The following is a 17,290-nucleotide window of genomic DNA, read 5'->3' on the forward strand; positions in this document are numbered from 1 at the left end:
CTTTATTGGGGTACTCGAATCTCTTAGGTGTGGCCCGGTGCGCTATTAAGCAAGTGGGTATCCTGATTTTGTACCAAGCTTAAATAACGCTCGTATTGCTTGAGCACATCAGCAATCAGCTCTTGCTGAATCATATATTGCACATCGTAGCCCTGACGGCCATCTTCAAAGAAGGTGATGGGCACATAGTGATGTGGCCTGCTCGACATCGGTAGCGATGCATCGCGTAGCGCAAAAGTGGCTACCGGCTGCTTTAAAGGCCGTACGCCGTAAACAAAGTCACGCAGATTGGCCTGCGGCACGACCAAAGAAACCGCGCCGTCTTCGCCATGCAATACGGAAGCACTCAGGCCTTGTTTTTGTAGCTCGCTGGCAACTTCATTGAGTGCAGGGCGAACACTTTTGGCGATGAACTGTTCAACATCACTTAAGCGGGGCTCGTGCAGAATTTGCGCAAGGCGTGTACGCCAGTGCTGGCCTGTCCAGAAGGTGGTGCTGGGGGAAAACTTCTGTGAGAAGTGTTGCCTGTCTGCAGCCAAGCCTTTACACAGGCTAAAACAGAGCAGCAGCATAATCACTGTAAACGGCAGGGCGGCAATCAAGGTGACGGCTTGCAGTGCTTTTAAACCACCGGTAGTCAGTAAAATCGCAGCAGTTACACCGAGTAGGCCAGCCCAAAACAGGCTTTGCCAAGCGGGCGATTTTTCTGCGCCACGGGTGGCGATGGTGTTAAGCACAAAAGAGCCCGAATCGGCCGAGGTGACAAAAAATACGGCAATCAACAGGATGGTGATAGATGAAGTGACTTTCACTAGCGGCAGGTATTCAAAGAATTTGAACAGCAGCGCATCCACATTGCCTGCGGTTTGCGATAGCGCACCGGCAGCGGTATGCATATCCAGCCAGATGGCGGTATTGCCAAAAATCGTCATCCATACCAAGTTAAACAATGCAGGAATCAGCATTACGCCAATGATGAATTCACGTAAGGTACGGCCACGCGAAATACGCGCAATAAACATCCCAACGAAGGGCGACCAAGAAATCCACCACGCCCAATACAGCAGTGTCCAGCCGCTAAACCAGCCTTCTTTTTGCGTAGGCTCATAGGTATAAGAGCGGAAAGTCAGCTCGACGAGGCTAGAGAAATAATGGCCGATATTGTCGCCAAATGCACCGAGTAAAAACAGCGTTGGCCCAGCAAATAATACGAACAGCATCAGAATAATGGCGAGGCTTAAATTAAGCTCGCTGAGGCGGCGCACGCCTTTATCCAAGCCCGATGCAGCAGACCAGCCCGCAAGGCCAATCACTACAGCAATCAGGCCGTACTGAAATTGTAGATTAGAGGTTTCCCAGCCGGTAAGCGAATGCAGCCCGGCGCTGATTTGCAAAATGCCATAGCCCAGCGTGGTGGCAATCCCGAAAATAGTGCCGCAAAGCGCAAATACATCGACGGCATGGCCGATTGGGCCATTGATTTTATCGCGCAAAATAGGATAAAGGCCGGAGCGAATGGTCAGCGGCAGATTGTAGCGAAAGCCAAAGTAGGCCAGCACGAGGCCAACAAGGCAGTAAATCGCCCAAGCATGAAAGCCCCAGTGAAAAAACGTCATGGTCATCGCTTCACGGGCGGCAGCCATCGTACTGCCTTGGGCCAGTGGCGGCGATAAATAATGCTGCATCGGCTCGCCTACGCCGAAATACATCAGGCCTATCCCCATGCCAGCGGCAAACAGCATGGCTACCCAGGAGGTAAAGTTGTATTCGGGTTTGGCATCGTCCGGTCCCAAGCGGATATTGCCGTAAGGGCTGCAAGCGATGGCAACCAAGGTGATGACAAAAATAGCCACAGAAAGAATATAAAACCAGCTGAAGTTTTGCGTGATCCAAACTTGTCCTTGCGAGAAAAGTTGTTCAGCAGCCTGCGGGTTAAGTGTGCAAATGGCGAGCAAAATACCAATTAAAATCATGCTGGGTAAAAACACCGGCATGCTTAAAGTGTGATGGGAGCGGGGTTGGGGACTTGTATTCATGAATCTCCTTGTAGTGGCCAAAAAACGAGGCCATTTGGGGATAAAAAGCGAATTTCAGCTCTATGCCTATGTATTTATAAGACTATTCGCATAGAAAAGCGACAGGCACTCTAGCAATTATTTCTGGGTTTGTAATGTTGAATAGTACAAATTAGTGACTAAATCACACATTGTGACTATGTGCTTCTGCGCTGTCTTCCTGATGATCCGCATGTGTGTTTTTAAGCCAGTGATCAGCGCTCTGCCAGGCACTTGGCAAATCGGGCAATAAAAATTCTGCCCCTAAGTGTTGATAAAACCCGGAGCGGTGGATCAGCGAATTGGGCTGTATACCCGCGCCGCAAATAATCAGGCAGGCGCCCTGATGATGTAACTGATGCTGCAATGTTTCTAAGGCCTCCAGCCCCGTGGTATCCATGTTTAAGAGCGAGGATAAATCCAGAATCAGCAGGTCTGGCTGGATTTTATGTGGGTCAAGTAAGCTTTCTATTTTGGCAATTGATCCAAAAAATAAGGAGCCATGGATACTCCATGCTTCAATTTGATCGGTCTTTGTCTTTAGGTGATCCGGTAGCTCTACTTTTTTTAGGTGAGTCAGGCTGGATACCCGGGTAATAAAAAAAACGCAGGCAAGCAGCAGGCCGACTTCCATCGCCACGGTTAAATCTACAACTACAGTCAGGATAAAAGTTGAAAGCAAAATCGTGCGGTAATTGCCGGTAAAGTGCTGCAAGCGCCGGAACTCGTCCCATTCCCCCATATTCCAAGCTACATAAAGCAAAACGGCAGCAAGCGTGGGGAGCGGAATCAGTTTGGCAAAAGGCGCAGCCACCGCCATGATCAGCAAAATGGATAAGGCGTGTACCATGCCGGAAACTGGGCTGCTGGCCCCGCTGTTGATATTAGTGACGGTGCGGGCAATGGTGCCGGTGGCGCAAAAGCCGCCAAAGAGGGGTGAGGCAAAATTAGCAATGCCCTGCGCCATTAGCTCCTGATTGGGATCATGGCGATCATTAATCATGCTGTCAGCGATGCGGGCGCAAAGTAAGGATTCAATGGCACCTAACACGGCAATAGTTAAAGCGGGCTGAATAATGGCCGCTAATGAATGCCAGGTAAATTGCGGAAAGGTGGGCGTCGGTAATTGCGATGGGATATCGCCAAAGCGGCTGCCTATAGTCGCCACATGGAGCTCTGGCCATTGTGCAAGCAAGGTGCCAAATAAAAGCGCCACCATGCTGCCGGGTATTTTCTGAAAGCCAAAGGGAAGGTGTCTGGCTATTCTGGGCCAGATGATTAGCAGGGTAAGCGAGAATAAGCCAACGGCGAGTGTGGCGAGGTGAATATGCGGTAGTGCCAGCCCGATTGCTTTTGTTTTTGAAAAAAATTCGGCGGGCAGATTCTCGATATTCAGGCCTAAAAAATCATTAAGTTGCGAAAGTGCAATGAGTGCAGCAATGCCATTGGTAAAGCCAATGACAATCGAAACGGGAATATGGCGTACTAATGCCCCAAGCCCAAATAGCCCGAGTAAAAACATAAATACCCCAGCCAGCATGGTGGCTAAAAGCAAATTGCCCAGACCATATTGCTGAACAATAGCGTAAACCACCACAATAAATGCCCCAGCTGGCCCGCCAATTTGTACTTTTGATCCACCCAGAAGTGAAATAAGAAAACCCGCAATAATGGCGGTGGTCAGCCCGGCTGCGGGTGTAAGTCCGCTTGCAATTGCAAAGGCCATAGCAAGGGGCAGCGCCACAATCCCCACGCTGATCCCCGCTGTGATATCCGCAATAAATTTGCTCTTATTGTAATCATGGATAGCATCAAGGGCGCGGGGATGAAAGCGGGTTAGCATGATTTGGCCAAGTGAAAGGCAGGTCTTAATTATGGAGGATTGCGCGGTGCTTGTATCAGTTTCAGGTAAGTCGTTGCGGTTTTGGCCCTGCTGGATAACAGGCCTAACGTGAATAACATGTATGGCTTAATGCGCATTGCACCTGATTTCTACCCGCTGCTTTTGCTGCATACATGGCTTGATCTGCACGATTTAGCAGGCAATCTAGGCTGGGGTCGCTATCTTCCAGCATGGCCACGCCAATGCTGATGGTGATGCGGATTTTCTTTTCCTCAAATTCGACCTGAGCTTGCTCTTCAACGGACTGTCTTAATTTATTGCCTGCCAGCATGGCTTCTGCCTGGGTGGTGCCTGGTAACAGAAGTACAAATTCTTCCCCTCCCCAGCGGGCAAAACTGTCTGTGGCGCGTAATTCTGCGGTGCATATCCGGCACAATTCTTTCAGGATTAAGTCGCCGGCTAAATGACCATGATGGTCATTTACATTTTTGAAGTGATCAATATCAATTAATAAAATAGACAAAGGCTGCTGGTAACGGCGGGCATAGGTAATTGCTTCTTCACAGCGGCGCTGCCACTCCCTTCGGTTGGCAACCCCGGTCAGCTCGTCGGTGGTGACCAGCTCTTCAAGGCGTAAATTGGCAGCGGCTAAGGCTTCGGTACGGTTGGCTACTTCTGTTTCAAGCTGGATTTTGCTCTGGTTGAGTAACTCTTGCAAAAGAGCCAGATAGTGGAGCGTTAGCCCCACAGAAAAAAGAAAAAGCTGTAAATTAATAAAAGAAATCATTGGATTAAAATGGATAAACGGCCCCGATTGATAGGCCGTTCCCATGACTGAGAGCGTGAATAAAAGAAATAAAGCGATAGAAGTACCCGCCAGCCTGAAATGAATGGCGATTAATAATAGAACAGGTAAAACCAGCATCATTAAGTAATTGTGCACCGTAAATCCCAGTACCACGATAAATAAAAGGGCAAGAAAATAGGGCAGAGCGGGGCGAAATTTATTTGTTAACTCGCCTGATTTCCAGCAGGCATAGATTGGGGCAATCACAAAAATGCCTGCTGTGTCGCCAAGAATAAGCAATAGCATTTGCTGCAAATTAGTAAACAAACCGGCATAGGGGATGGTATTGCTGCAGGTGAGAAGCAGGTGCCATATCACCATGCTGATCAATGCGGGCATAAAGCAGATTTTTCGCCAAAAATAGGGCAGATCGCTTGGGTTTTGTAATGGCGGTCGATTGTTTTTATCAATAAAATTTTGCCAGGCTTTTGCGGCCATCACCGCTTGCCAGCTATCAATGGCGGCAGGCACGATACCTAAAATAATGGACAGCGGCAGTGCATAGGGTGTGTTTGAATGACTTAAGAAATGGTAATACGTTGGGGTGTTTAGAATGGCACTTCCAACTAAGGCCAAAAGAATTCCTGATTTTCCTAGCTCTAACATGATGACCAGCCCGCAACCTGCTGCAAACCAGATGACGGCAAAGTTTTCCGAGGGCAGCATGGCAAATTGGATGCTAAGAAAGCCAACCCCCAGATAAAGGACCAGCAGCAAGATGGCCTTGAGGCCATTGGGGTAAGTCAGAAATGTAAGTGCTTGCTTCATTACATTTTTTTGGGGGGGCGATCATTAAGCTTATCGTATTATTTTGATAATTGTTAATTATTTGAATCTGATTTCAAAATGTTCTGGTGAGTCAATTTGATATTGAAAAGCCCGTTTATAGAGCGGTAAAAGGAAAATGAAAATACAGCCTTACACGGGGTGATATGCCTTGAAAGAAAAACGGCATTCCAGGGAATGCCGTTATGTGCTGATGTATTGTTTTTTGATCCGTTGATTAAATTGCCTTTCCCGTGGGTTTTTATCGGGGCGCTATGTAATACAGAAGCCCCGCTTCCGTGGGAAAGATACTGCTCAATCAATCATTAGGATTGCTTAAAGCAAAGTGTTTCATTATCGGCATCAATCGTGAGTAGATGGCCTGCACTGATTTTTCCTTCAAGAATGGCTCGCGATAACGGATTTTCAATTTCGGTTTGCACTGCGCGTTTTAAAGGCCTTGCGCCATAAACCGGATCAAACCCTGCTGCGGCTACAATATCAAGCGCAGCATCGGTTACGCTCATTTCGATTTCCATATGCGCTAAACGACTTTGTAAGCGATTAAGCTGAATGCGCGCAATATTTCTGATGGCCGCTTGATCGAGTGAATGGAACACCACCATTTCATCAATCCGGTTGACAAACTCGGGGCGGAAATGGCCTTGTACTTCGGCGAGCACGGCCATCTTGATGAGCTGATAATCCATGCCTGCCATGGCTTGAATTTGCGAGCTGCCCAAGTTGCTGGTCATCACAATCACGGTGTTTCTAAAATCAACCGTGCGCCCTTGCCCATCAGTGAGGCGGCCATCGTCCAGCACCTGCAGCAAGATATTAAACACATCGGGGTGCGCTTTTTCTACTTCATCCAGCAGGATGACGCTATAGGGTTTGCGGCGAACGGCCTCGGTTAAGTAGCCGCCTTCTTCATAGCCCACATAGCCCGGAGGCGCGCCAACTAAGCGAGATACGCTGTGTTTTTCCATAAATTCGCTCATATCAAGGCGAATTAAATGGTCGGGCGAATCAAATAAAAATTCTGCCAGCGCCTTAGTCAGCTCGGTTTTTCCTACGCCAGTCGGGCCCAGAAATAAGAAGCTGCCGTAAGGGCGGTTAGGGTCTGAAAGACCTGCTCGGGAGCGGCGAATGGCGTCGGATACCAAACGCACTGCCTCGGATTGCCCAACTACTTTTTGATGCAGGGCGTTTTCCATGGCGAGCAGTTTTTCGCGCTCGCCTTGCAACATGCGGCTGACTGGGATGCCCGTTGCGCGGCTGACTACTTCGGCAATTTCTTCTGCGCCCACTTGGGTGCGCAGCAATTTGAGCTTGCCGCCGGTGGCTTCAGACGCTTCGGCGGCTTTTAGCTTGGCTTCAAGCTGCGGCAACTGGCCGTATTGCAATTCGCTGGCTTTGTCCCACTCACCACGGCGCTGGGCGGCGTCCATCGCAGTTTTAACGCGTTCAATTTCTTCCCGAATCGCTTGGCTGCCGAGTACGCTGGCTTTTTCTGCTTTCCAGATTTCTTCTAAGTCTGAGTATTCTTTCTCTAGCCGTGCGCTTTCCTCTTCGATCAGGGAAAGACGCTTTTTAGAGGCCTCATCTTTCTCGCGTTTTACCGCTTCGCGCTCGATTTTGAGTTGAATAATGCGTCGGTCCAGCTTGTCCATTACTTCTGGCTTGGAATCGATTTCCATTTTGATACGGGCGGCGGCTTCGTCGATCAGATCAATCGCTTTATCGGGTAAAAAACGGTCGGTGATATAGCGATGGCTCAGCTCGGCGGCGGCCACAATCGCTGGGTCGGTGATTTCTACCCCGTGATGGATTTCATATTTTTCTTGTAAGCCGCGCAGGATGGCGATAGTGGCCTCCACGCTAGGCTCGTTCACCAGTACTTTTTGGAAGCGGCGTTCTAGCGCAGGGTCTTTTTCTACGTATTTGCGGTATTCATCCAGCGTGGTGGCGCCAATGCAATGCAGCTCGCCCCGCGCCAGCGCTGGTTTGAGCATATTGCCCGCATCCATCGAGCCTTCGGTTTTACCCGCGCCGACCAAGGTATGCAGCTCGTCGATAAAGATAATGGTATTGCCTTCGTCTTTGGCCAGCTCATTGAGCACGGCTTTGAGGCGCTCTTCAAATTCGCCACGGTATTTGGTGCCAGCTAGCAAAGACGCCAGATCAAGCACCAAAACGCGCTTGGATTTGAGCGATTCAGGCACTTCACCATTCACAATCCGCTGGGCGAGGCCTTCTACAATCGCGGTTTTACCCACGCCTGGCTCGCCAATTAATACTGGATTGTTTTTTGTGCGGCGTTGCAAGACTTGCATGGCGCGGCGGATTTCATCGTCTCGGCCAATGACTGGGTCCAGCTTGCCGGCTTTGGCGCGCTCGGTGAGATCCAGGCAGTATTTATCCAACGCTTCACGGTTTTGATCCGCTTCCGAGCTATCTACGCTTTGCCCGCCACGCACGGCATCAATGGCTGCAGCAACCGCTTCTTTTTTAGCGCCGTTTTCTTTGAGTAAACGGCCTGTTTCACCTTTGTCTGCGGTTAAAACCAGCAAAAATAAATCACTGGAAATAAACTGATCGTTGCGTTTAAGCGCGGCTTTGTCCGTTAGATTAAGTAAGTTGCTGAGTTCTTTTGAAACGGTGATTTCGCCATCGCCACCACTGACTTTTGGCATGCGCTCAATGGCGGCGGCAAGTGCGGTTTTGAGCGGATTAACATTCACCCCAGCTCTAGCCAGTAAGGCGGAAGTGCCGGAATCCACGTCGGCCAGCAGCGCGGCTAAGACGTGTTGTGGCTCAATATAGGGATTGTCGTTGGCATTCGCGCTGCTTTGCGCGTCGCCTATGGCTTGCTGAAATTTTGTGGTCAGTTTATCAAAACGCATTCCGCACACCTCCAAGGTTTGTTCTTACGATAGTAGTCTGTTGGGCTTAAGCGATCGTAGCGAGGGAAAGTCCGGTTTGAGTCAGATTTCACGGATTTTTGAGGCGAATAGCTGGCTATTTAACGAAAAAATGCGTGAAATATGGCCAAATCCGGCTTTTTCGCAGTAGATCAGTCTTAAGTCCTACAGGCTACTAGTACATGGGGGCGTGGCGGGGGAGATCAAGAGTCGAGAAAACCCAAATCTTAAACCACGGAGAAAAAGTAGAATACGGAGGACCACGGAGAAAAACATAGGGCTTGGCTCGTGTTCATTTTCCGTTACGAAGTATCGTCATCCCCCTCCCGACACAAGCACTCGGGAGTGACGAAGCGGGAATCCAGCGGCGCTGCTAGATCCCCGATAAAAACACGCGGGGATGACGGTTTTACGTTGATGAGCCATTTTGGGAAGATATTTTGAATCCTATTCATCGTGAATAAGATTTTCTCCGTGACCTCTGTGTTTCAATCGTGGGTTTTATGCTGTGCTTACTCAAGCCCCGCGATTTAACCCAATAAAATGCTGCAATTTGGCGAGGATTTCTGAGCGGGCAACGGGCGGGATGATGTTGTTGTCGTCGTTTAATAAAATTTGCTCTTCGGCCTGGCGTTTGACTAGCACTTCGGAGAACACGCCCGCTAGCTCGGGGCGGGAGAGGAGGATTTGCTGGAAAGATTCTTTATCGATGCGGTAGCATTCCACATTGCTACTCACCACCACGGTGGCGCGGATGGCTTCACCAGTCATCAAGCCCATTTCGCCAAAAAAGCTGCCCGGCCCCAGCTTGGTCAGTAATTTACGTTCGCCCCGGGTGGGTTGCACCCACGCTTCGGCGTCTCCTTTAATGATGATATACAGCCACTCTACTTTTTCGCCCTGGCGAATCATCACGTCCCCAGCCACATAGGGCGTAAAGCGCAGCTTGTCAGCGAGGGTGTGCAGCTCTTCTTCTTTTAAGGAGGTGAGAAGTTCTAGTTTTTGTAAGACGGCAAGGCGCTCTTGCGTGTGTTGCTTGTGGCGGCCTTCAAAGTAGCGCTCGTTTTCCTGAGTGACGAAAACTTTATATTGCGGAGCAGCCAAGCGCAGGCTGTTGCGGCGCAGTACGGCATCAATCAGGGTGCGGATTTGTGAATCGGTAGGGTCGTCGTTCAAGATATCGGTAAGCCAGTAGCGCGCGGCGTAGCGGGCATTGCCTTTTTCTACGTTCATTAATAAACATGAAGGCGGTGGGTCCTGGGCAACATTGGGCGGCGCAGCTTCGCGGATGGCGTTTTCTATTAGCTGCATCACTTGTGTGGGGAGGGTATCCAGCCCTACTTCAAACCACACCCAGCGTCGCCAAGCCAGCGGTTTGTCAACACGCTTGCCGAGTAGCTGAAACTGGCCTTTCATTAGCATGCCGTTGGGAATCATCACCGTTTCGCCGTTGCGCGTTTCAACGCGGGTGGCTCGCCACGATAAATCAACCACCCGGCCAGTCAGCTCGCCTAATTTAATCCAGTCGCCTTGCTCAATTGAGTTATCCAGGTGCAGTGCCAGCCCCGCCAAAATATTGCCTAGCGTATCTTGCATGGCAAAGGCCAGTACGGCGGTGATTACCGCAGAAGTAGTGACCAGCTGCCCCAATTGCAGCCCCGCTAAATGCAGGCGATAAAATACCCAGCCGATCATGGCAATGGCTTCAAGTAAGTCTTCGAGGATACGAGGGGGCTTTAGTCTGACTAAGGGGGCAAGCAGTTGAAAGAGCAGCATGCCCCAGTAACGGATGATGGCAAAACCAAGCACCACCATAAAGGTTTCATGCACGGCTTTGGCGGCATTGAAGAGCTGATAACTTTCTAGTAATACACTGGAGTAAAGGCCAAGGCAGCCAAAGGTCAGTAGTAAGATGCTATTGAATAAGCGATGACGGCTGGTGCGAACACGGTAATAAAGCAGACAGCCCAGAACAAAGCTGCTGGCAAGAAAATAGAGGAGTATTTGTAATTCAGAGGGCTGAAAACGCATCACAATATCCCAGTCTCAGGGATTCGAAAGGAAATCGCTTTCCTTGTTTGTAGCCTTTGATTGCGATGGTTGCTAGGAAACAGGTAATAGGTAACGGGGTGTAGGTTGGGTTAGACGGTTTATTCGTAGGTTTTGGCGAATAAACCGTCTAACCCAACATGCTCAGATAAAAAGAGCGGTGCGGAACAAAGTACCGTTCCGCACCCTACAAAAAACTACAGCCTTACACAATCCATAAAGTAGCGGGTTTCGCCGGTACTCTTGTCTGCTACCAAACCGTGAATATAGGTTTCAAAGCCGGGGAAGCGCTGGTTGAAATCTCGTGCAAACCTGAGGTAATCAACGATAGTCTTGTTGAATACTTCACCCGGGATCAAAAGTGGAATGCCTGGCGGGTATGGAGTCAGCATCACGGCTGTGATACGGCCTTCTAACTCGTCAATCGCCACACGGTCGATTTCGCGGTGCGCCATTTTAGCGAAAGCCTTGGCGGGCTTCATGGCCGGTTCCATATTTGATAAATACATATCGGTAGTCAGGCGCGCTACATCGTGGGAGCGATAAATGCCGTGGATTTGCTGGCAAAGCTCTTTAAGGCCAATGCGCTCGTATTGCGGATATTGGGCAATAAAGTCCGGCAGAATGCGCCAGAGCGGGGCGTTTTTATCGTAGTCGTCTTTAAACTGCTGCAAGGCGGCTACGAGGGTGTTCCAGCGGCCCTTGGTAATACCGATGGTAAACATGATAAAGAAAGAATAAAGACCGCACTTCTCGATCACCACGCCGTGCTCGGCTAGGTATTTGGTCACGATGCTGGCAGGGATGCCGGTTTCAGAGAACTTGCCGTCTAAATCCAAGCCCGGAGTCAGGATGGTGGCTTTGATCGGGTCAAGCATATTAAAGCCGTCGGCGATATCGCCAAAGCCGTGCCAGTTGTCGCCAGATTTAAGCATCCATGCATCGCGGTGATCCAGACCTTCATCGGTCAGATCATCCGGGCCCCAAACCTGGAACCACCACTCATCGCCAAATTCTTCGTCCACTTTGCGCATGGCGCGGCGGAAATCCAAGGCTTCAACCAAGGACTCTTCAACCAAGGCGGTACCACCCGGTGCTTCCATCATCGCCGCCGCCACATCGCAAGAGGCAATGATGGAGTATTGCGGGCTAGTGGAGGTATGCATTAAGTAAGCTTCGTTAAATAAATCACGATCTAGCTTACGGTTTTCCGGATCTTGAATCAGAATTTGCGAGGCTTGGCTTAAGCCTGCCAGCAGCTTATGTGTGGATTGGGTCGAGAACACCATTGATTCTTTGCAGCGCGGGCGATCTTCGCCAATGGCGTGGTAATCACCGTAAAACTCGTGGAAAGCAGCGTGTGGCAGCCAGGCTTCATCGAAGTGCAAGCTGTCGATTTCACCATCGAGCATGCCTTTGATTTCTTCGACGTTATACATAATGCCGTCGTAAGTAGACTGGGTAATGGTCAGAATACGTGGCTTAAAGTTAGGGTCGGCCAGCAGTTTTTCACGTGCAAACGGATTATCCATCATCTTTTTACGGATGTTTGCGGGCTCAAATTCGCTTTTTGGAATCGGGCCGATAATGCCGTAATGATTGCGCGTTGGCATCAGGAACACTGGCACCGCGCCCATCATCATGATGGAGTGCAAAATCGATTTATGGCAGTTACGATCCACCACCACCACGTCACCCGGCGCAACAGTCGAGTGCCAAACGATTTTGTTGGATGTTGATGTGCCGTTAGTTACAAAGAATAAGTGGTCGGCATTGAAAATACGCGCCGCATTGCGCTCGGAAGCGGCAATCGGGCCGGTATGGTCTAGCAACTGGCCTAGTTCTTCTACCGCATTACACACGTCGGCCCGCAGCATGTTTTCGCCAAAGAATTGGTGAAACATTTGGCCAACTGGGGATTTCAGGAAAGCCACGCCACCCGAGTGCCCCGGGCAGTGCCAGCTATAAGAGCCATCCTGGGCGTAATTGGTCAGCGCGCGGAAAAACGGCGGGGCCAAGGTATCCAGGTAGCTTTTTGCTTCGCGGATAATATGGCGGGCGACAAATTCGGGCGTGTCTTCGTGCATATGAATAAAACCGTGTAATTCGCGCAACACATCATTAGGAATGTGGCGCGAAGTGCGGGTCTCACCATAGATATAAATGGGGATGTCTGGATTGCGGCGGCGAATTTCGGCCACAAAGCTGCGTAAGCTCGTCAGCGCTTCGTGGGTTTCTTCGGGTGAGCCGCCACCAAATTCTTCATCGTCGATCGATAAAATAAAGCCGGAGGCACGGCTTTGCTGCTGCGCAAATGAGGTTAAATCGCCGTAGCTGGTATAACCAACTACGTCTCTGCCCTCGGCCTCAATGGCCGCCGCTAATTCACGAATACCGGAACCACTGGTGTTCTCGGTGCGGAAATCTTCATCGATGATGATGATAGGGAAGTAAAAACGCATGGCAAAATCCTTGGGCTCTGTTGACATTTGTTTCACCGTCGCGCCGGGCCGAGTTTTGGGGCAAGACTAGGCATAAGGAGAGCGGTTTAACTAGTTAAATAAGCGACTTATAACGACGAATTGCCCCAAAACTCGACCCGTCCCTTTGGGTTTCGCCTTATTTGGGCCTGCTGCGTTGTTAAAAGCCACTAACTTAGCAGACTAAGTGTCGTGTCCTTTGCCTAGCATCAGGCCCAAATAAGGCGAAACGCGGTCGGCGAAACAAACGTCAACAGAGCCTGAAAAACACCTGCTTGTACATAGGACGGCAAAGCCGGAAAGGCGCGTATATTAATCCCAAAATGTGTAGACATGTGGTGAAAAATGAAAACAATTGCCATCTGTGTAAATCGACGCCTAAGTGGCCAGCCATCTTGCGCCGCCCGAGGTAGCGAAGCACTGGCGCAGGCCCTTGAAATGGCGACAAAAATGCACGCTGATGTAAGGATAATTCGCCTACCTTGCATGGGCGCATGTGAGGTGGGGCCGAACGTAAAAGTGGTCGGTGGCGATCTCTATCACGGGGTTGATTTAGCTATGCTAGCGCTGATTTTGGAGGAGGTTGGGGTGGGGGATTCTAATGTCAGGCGAGGAGAGCCCAAATCTTAAAACACGGAGGCCACAGAGAGCACGGAGTTTCACGGAGGAAATTATTTAGAACTAAGTTATTTATTGGGTTTTGAGTTGTCTCAACCTCAGTAAAATCGATTCATATCGCGATGCCTAGCACGGGGCTTAAATCTCCCCTTGAAACACGCAAGCTCCGAACAAGCGGGGCGGGGGATCGCTTGGGGAGGAGGATCCAGCCAATCCCGCCCGCTGCCGACTGTCCACAGAGTAGGGGCCTTCGTGTTTTGAGTTTGTGGTTTGGCTTCGTTTCTTGGCCACACAAGAAAGGAAGGTTCAGCGGACGCCCGCACCTAAATCAACGTGCCGAAGGTACTAAAACTAACATCCTCCTATCCTTTTCCATTGGCCTGCCGCCATATCCGGTGTGATATCGCTACCGGGGCAGCCGCCCTCTAGCGTGCATTGGTACAGGCTATTGCCAAACTTTGCCCATGCCCCCCAGAGCAAATCTTTTTTTGCCACCCACGCATAGGCGCAAGCGTCGCTGGGTGGGCTGGGCAAATCGCCAAGGGACGACCAGTTAATCTGGCTGCTGAGGGTGATGTATTGCGTTTCACCGTAGCTGTCTTGCCAGTCTAGGACAACTTGTACACTGCGTTCTACTTGGTAGAGTTTTTGTGGATTGGGCAAGGTGGCTGCGGTGGGCGGGTTTTTGGCGATGGGTGGGCAGCCAAAATCGGGCGCGATGGGGGTAGGCAGGCTGATGTCTTTGATGAGGGTAATGCGGCGGTAGCTGGCTGTTTGTCTCTGGATGTTTTCTAGTTCGGCATTTTCTGAGCCCTTGCTGCTATTCACGCTTATTCCACCGGATACAGAACTGCTGCGCGGGCATAAATTATTTTGTCGTAGTTTTTCCAGCTTGTCCTGCGCCAAAAATAGCGCCTCATTGCGGTTTTGAGCGATGCTATTGTTTTTTAATGCATTGCTTTGTAAGGCGTTCAGGGCAAGAGCGGCCACGCCGATAATTAATACGGTGATGAGTACTTCTACCATAGAGAAGCCGTTTTGCTTGGGGCTTAGCATTTGCCATCCTTACAAAAATCATGCCAGCTGCCCAGCTTATTGCCGCTAAGATTGCCGCCTGCGTTGGCTCCGATAAACATCCTTTCATCATAAGCAATATTGATCGAGCCTTCCGAGCCAGAGCCGGGGCGGTGCGCACAAGCGCCATATATGCAGTCGCCCGGTGTTTTATCAAACACAGCACCCGTTACGCCTTCAAGATCGCCATTCACGGCCATTGCACCCAAGACTTGAATAATGCCGTTAAAGTGGTTGGTAAAGAGCATGCCGCTAATGGTGGTGCTGTTAGATACCATATTGCCGCCTGCGCCACCGGCGATAAGCGCTGTGCTACCAAAGCCGCCCACTACCACAATAGCGGGGGAAAGACTGGGGTAGCTGCTGCCGATAATGCAGTCTTTAGGTGGAGTGAAATCGCCATTAATCCAGATTAGGCCAGTGGCGGCGGGGCAGCTGCTTACAGTATTACTGCCATTTGCTGGATTGATTTGTGTGGCCTGTTTTTTAAAATCGCTTGGACTCATGCCAAAGACGGCGGCAAAAAGTTGGGCATTGGATAAATTAGCCAATGGGGTGTTATTGCTGCTATCCGGGGTGAGCGGCGCGCCCCAATAGGTAAAATCACCGCCCGTTGATACATTGCATAGCGGTTTGGGTTGGCCAGAATGAGGGTCGAGCGACATACTGCCGCTCATATCCACATGGCCCTTGATGGTGAGGGCAATTTTTTTAGGATTAAATTCGGCTTTGCGTGGAATATCAAAGCCACGCCTAACCACTGCGGCTGTTTGATCGCTGCCGGTGTTGGCGCAAAAAGGCGCTTGCTCGCGGCTTTCATCGGCGCACCCCTCACTGCTTACCATGCCGGTTTTTAAATCAACACTGCTGCGCCATGCGGTATTGTCTGCATTGATTTCCTGAGTGCCTATTTTTTGAAAGAGGCTGCTGGTTTTTTTTGAAATAATATAATTATTTTTTTTGAATTGCTCAGAGTAATCATAGGAATCACTATTCACCGCTACACTATCCCAGCCACAGTTATTTGTGCCGGGTGCAGGTGGGATTGATGATTTTATTTTCTTTAAAATAATACCGTCGTGATTGGCATTTAAATTAATAGCTTCAATATCCCGGCGCATTTGCAATAAGGTCGCTTGTGCTCCCGCTTCTGCCGCTTCAAAAGCCTGTACTTGCTGGTAATGATTGACTGATGTTTTTTGAAAAACATAGCTGTTTTTATTGGTAGATAAAACAAAAACCGTGGCAATTAAAGTGAGTACCAGGGTCACTGTGAGTGCGGCAACGCCTTTTTGATGAAATAGGGTGTTCATCATTATGCTTATTCTTGTAAGAAAGGGCGGTTACGTAATTGCACATTCTGATTTAAATGCACTTTGAATTTTCCTGCATTATCCGTGGCTTCTAAATAAATATCTAAATTACTGATTACTTCTTTAGTCTCGCTGCCTTGTTTTTCGAATGTGCTGTGAGGTGTAATTTTGAATTGTGTAATCAGTATATTTCGATCACTATTTAATGCCTGCCACTCTCCGTTGTTACAGCTGCTGGCGTCACTGGATGTCAGCATTTTAACCAAGCCTTTGCCATCTTTGGCTTGGCTGAACTGGAAGCCATGGGTGTCTTGCTTAGGGAAATCTGGATTATGGTAATTAAATAAAATACAACTCTGGCTCGCCGTATTATTGAGCCATATTTTACGCATATTGGGTATTTCATTCGAATCAGGGTGATAGCCTGCACGGCGAAGATCACGGCTAATTAAAGACAGCATGGCTTGTGCATCCTGCTGCAAAATAATGTTGCGCTGGGTATCGGTGCTGGTAAATAAATTAGTTAGCGATAAGCTCGATATTCCCACCAGCAGCAGCAGCCCCATTGCGGTAGCAAGCATCATTTCAATTAAAGATAAGCCACGTTGTGAATAAAACTTCAAACGCATTCTGCATACCCTCCGAAGGAGATACTACCCTGGGGCCGGCATAGTGTGGATAAGCCTGTGGCCGTAATTTGTAATTGCAGCTGGTATTGGCCAGATTGAAAGTTAATAAATTGCTGCTGGGTAAAATTAGGCAGGCCATTGAAATTATGGAATTTATTTTCTTTTAAGGCATCGCTCAAAGAGTGCAATTCAATGCCCTTATGCTCTTCTGATGTCTGCTGGCGTAGCAAAGTGCTACCTTCGCTACAGGGCGTGATGGTGCAAATTTGTAATGACCAATTCTGATTGTTTTGGCGCTTTGCCACATAAAAAACAGCGGGGCTGCGTGCACCACCAAATTTAACCGCGGTACTGCGGGCAAATAACCAATCATTTTGCGCTTCTAAAACGGCGCTTTGCAAACGATAGCGCTGCAACATCCCTGTAAAGCCGGGGATGGCAATGCTGAGCACAATACCCAGCACAATCAGGGTGACCATCAGTTCAATTAAATTAAAAGCATATTGTTTACGCATGAATGAGTTTTTTTGTGCGGCTGTTGTAGAGGTATAGCATTGGGTAGTCAGTTAAAGGCGTTTATTGCCATGAGGGGGCTTGTGGCAGGCGGGTGGAATTTAATTAAGGGAGCAGATTTTACTCTTAAAGGAGCAAAAACGTTGTTGGATCAGATCAAAGGTTTTGCTTGGTCATCAAT

11 protein-coding genes are annotated in these 17,290 nt (G+C 49.4%); 1 reads left to right on the plus strand and 10 read right to left on the minus strand.

Annotation, left to right across the window (positions count from 1 at the left end):
* Positions 1–23: 23 nt before the first annotated feature.
* The 6 genes from VN23_RS02925 to VN23_RS02950 all read right to left on the minus strand — a co-directional run bounded on the left by VN23_RS02925 (position 24) and on the right by VN23_RS02950 (position 12,944).
* A complete protein-coding gene (locus VN23_RS02925) occupies positions 24–2,036 on the minus strand; it encodes a BCCT family transporter (protein WP_046353294.1) in 2,013 nt (670 codons plus the stop codon).
* A 163-nt stretch (positions 2,037–2,199) separates the two neighbouring features.
* Positions 2,200–3,897, minus strand: a complete 1,698-nt coding sequence (locus VN23_RS02930; RefSeq protein ID WP_046353293.1) for a SulP family inorganic anion transporter — start codon at positions 3,895–3,897, stop codon at positions 2,200–2,202.
* 103 nt (positions 3,898–4,000) lie between these two features.
* Positions 4,001–5,512, minus strand: coding sequence for a GGDEF domain-containing protein (locus VN23_RS02935; RefSeq protein WP_052746758.1), 1,512 nt, complete (start codon positions 5,510–5,512; stop codon positions 4,001–4,003).
* Positions 5,513–5,835: 323 nt separating this feature from the next.
* Positions 5,836–8,415 (minus strand): ATP-dependent chaperone ClpB, encoded by a 2,580-nt coding sequence (gene clpB, locus VN23_RS02940; RefSeq protein ID WP_046353292.1) that lies wholly within the window; start codon positions 8,413–8,415, stop codon positions 5,836–5,838.
* Between the two features lie 534 nt (positions 8,416–8,949).
* On the minus strand, positions 8,950–10,464 hold the full coding sequence (locus VN23_RS02945) for a mechanosensitive ion channel family protein (RefSeq protein WP_052746757.1): 1,515 nt from the start codon (positions 10,462–10,464) through the stop codon (positions 8,950–8,952).
* 215 nt (positions 10,465–10,679) lie between these two features.
* Entirely contained in the window at positions 10,680–12,944 is a 2,265-nt protein-coding gene (locus VN23_RS02950) for an arginine/lysine/ornithine decarboxylase (RefSeq protein WP_046353291.1), read from the minus strand.
* 363 nt (positions 12,945–13,307) lie between these two features.
* Between VN23_RS02950 and VN23_RS21680 the strand changes: the two genes are divergently transcribed.
* Positions 13,308–13,592 (plus strand): (2Fe-2S) ferredoxin domain-containing protein, encoded by a 285-nt coding sequence (locus VN23_RS21680; protein WP_156455105.1) that lies wholly within the window; start codon positions 13,308–13,310, stop codon positions 13,590–13,592.
* A 339-nt stretch (positions 13,593–13,931) separates the two neighbouring features.
* Here the strand turns inward: VN23_RS21680 and VN23_RS02960 are convergent, their stop codons facing one another.
* The 4 genes from VN23_RS02960 to VN23_RS02975 are packed head-to-tail and all read right to left on the minus strand — an operon-like array spanning position 13,932 to position 17,111.
* Positions 13,932–14,636 carry a type IV pilus modification PilV family protein gene (locus VN23_RS02960; protein WP_052746756.1) on the minus strand — a complete coding sequence of 235 codons (705 nt, stop codon included), beginning with the start codon at positions 14,634–14,636 and terminating at the stop codon, positions 13,932–13,934.
* Positions 14,630–15,970, minus strand: a complete 1,341-nt coding sequence (locus VN23_RS02965) for a PilX N-terminal domain-containing pilus assembly protein (RefSeq protein ID WP_046353289.1) — start codon at positions 15,968–15,970, stop codon at positions 14,630–14,632. Before VN23_RS02965 ends, VN23_RS02960 begins: the two co-directional genes overlap by 7 nt.
* 5 nt (positions 15,971–15,975) lie before the next feature.
* Positions 15,976–16,596: a hypothetical protein gene (locus tag VN23_RS02970; RefSeq protein ID WP_046353288.1), complete on the minus strand. Its 621-nt coding sequence runs from the start codon at positions 16,594–16,596 to the stop codon at positions 15,976–15,978.
* Entirely contained in the window at positions 16,587–17,111 is a 525-nt protein-coding gene (locus tag VN23_RS02975) for a pilus assembly FimT family protein (protein ID WP_046353287.1), read from the minus strand. The genes VN23_RS02970 and VN23_RS02975 overlap by 10 nt, the downstream gene beginning before the upstream one ends.
* Between the last annotated feature and the right edge of the window lie 179 nt (positions 17,112–17,290).

Source organism: Janthinobacterium sp. B9-8, from assembly GCF_000969645.2.
In the GTDB taxonomy this organism is placed as follows: domain Bacteria; phylum Pseudomonadota; class Gammaproteobacteria; order Burkholderiales; family Chitinibacteraceae; genus Iodobacter.

Coding starts and splice junctions, on each gene's coding strand:
- VN23_RS02925 (WP_046353294.1), bottom strand. CDS start 2,036: ATGAATACAAGTCCCCAACCCCGCTCCCATCACACTTTAAGCATGCCG.
- VN23_RS02930 (WP_046353293.1), bottom strand. CDS start 3,897: ATGCTAACCCGCTTTCATCCCCGCGCCCTTGATGCTATCCATGATTAC.
- VN23_RS02935 (WP_052746758.1), bottom strand. CDS start 5,512: ATGAAGCAAGCACTTACATTTCTGACTTACCCCAATGGCCTCAAGGCC.
- clpB (WP_046353292.1), bottom strand. CDS start 8,415: ATGCGTTTTGATAAACTGACCACAAAATTTCAGCAAGCCATAGGCGAC.
- VN23_RS02945 (WP_052746757.1), bottom strand. CDS start 10,464: ATGCGTTTTCAGCCCTCTGAATTACAAATACTCCTCTATTTTCTTGCC.
- VN23_RS02950 (WP_046353291.1), bottom strand. CDS start 12,944: ATGCGTTTTTACTTCCCTATCATCATCATCGATGAAGATTTCCGCACC.
- VN23_RS21680 (WP_156455105.1), top strand. CDS start 13,308: ATGAAAACAATTGCCATCTGTGTAAATCGACGCCTAAGTGGCCAGCCA.
- VN23_RS02960 (WP_052746756.1), bottom strand. CDS start 14,636: ATGCTAAGCCCCAAGCAAAACGGCTTCTCTATGGTAGAAGTACTCATC.
- VN23_RS02965 (WP_046353289.1), bottom strand. CDS start 15,970: ATGATGAACACCCTATTTCATCAAAAAGGCGTTGCCGCACTCACAGTG.
- VN23_RS02970 (WP_046353288.1), bottom strand. CDS start 16,596: ATGCGTTTGAAGTTTTATTCACAACGTGGCTTATCTTTAATTGAAATG.
- VN23_RS02975 (WP_046353287.1), bottom strand. CDS start 17,111: ATGCGTAAACAATATGCTTTTAATTTAATTGAACTGATGGTCACCCTG.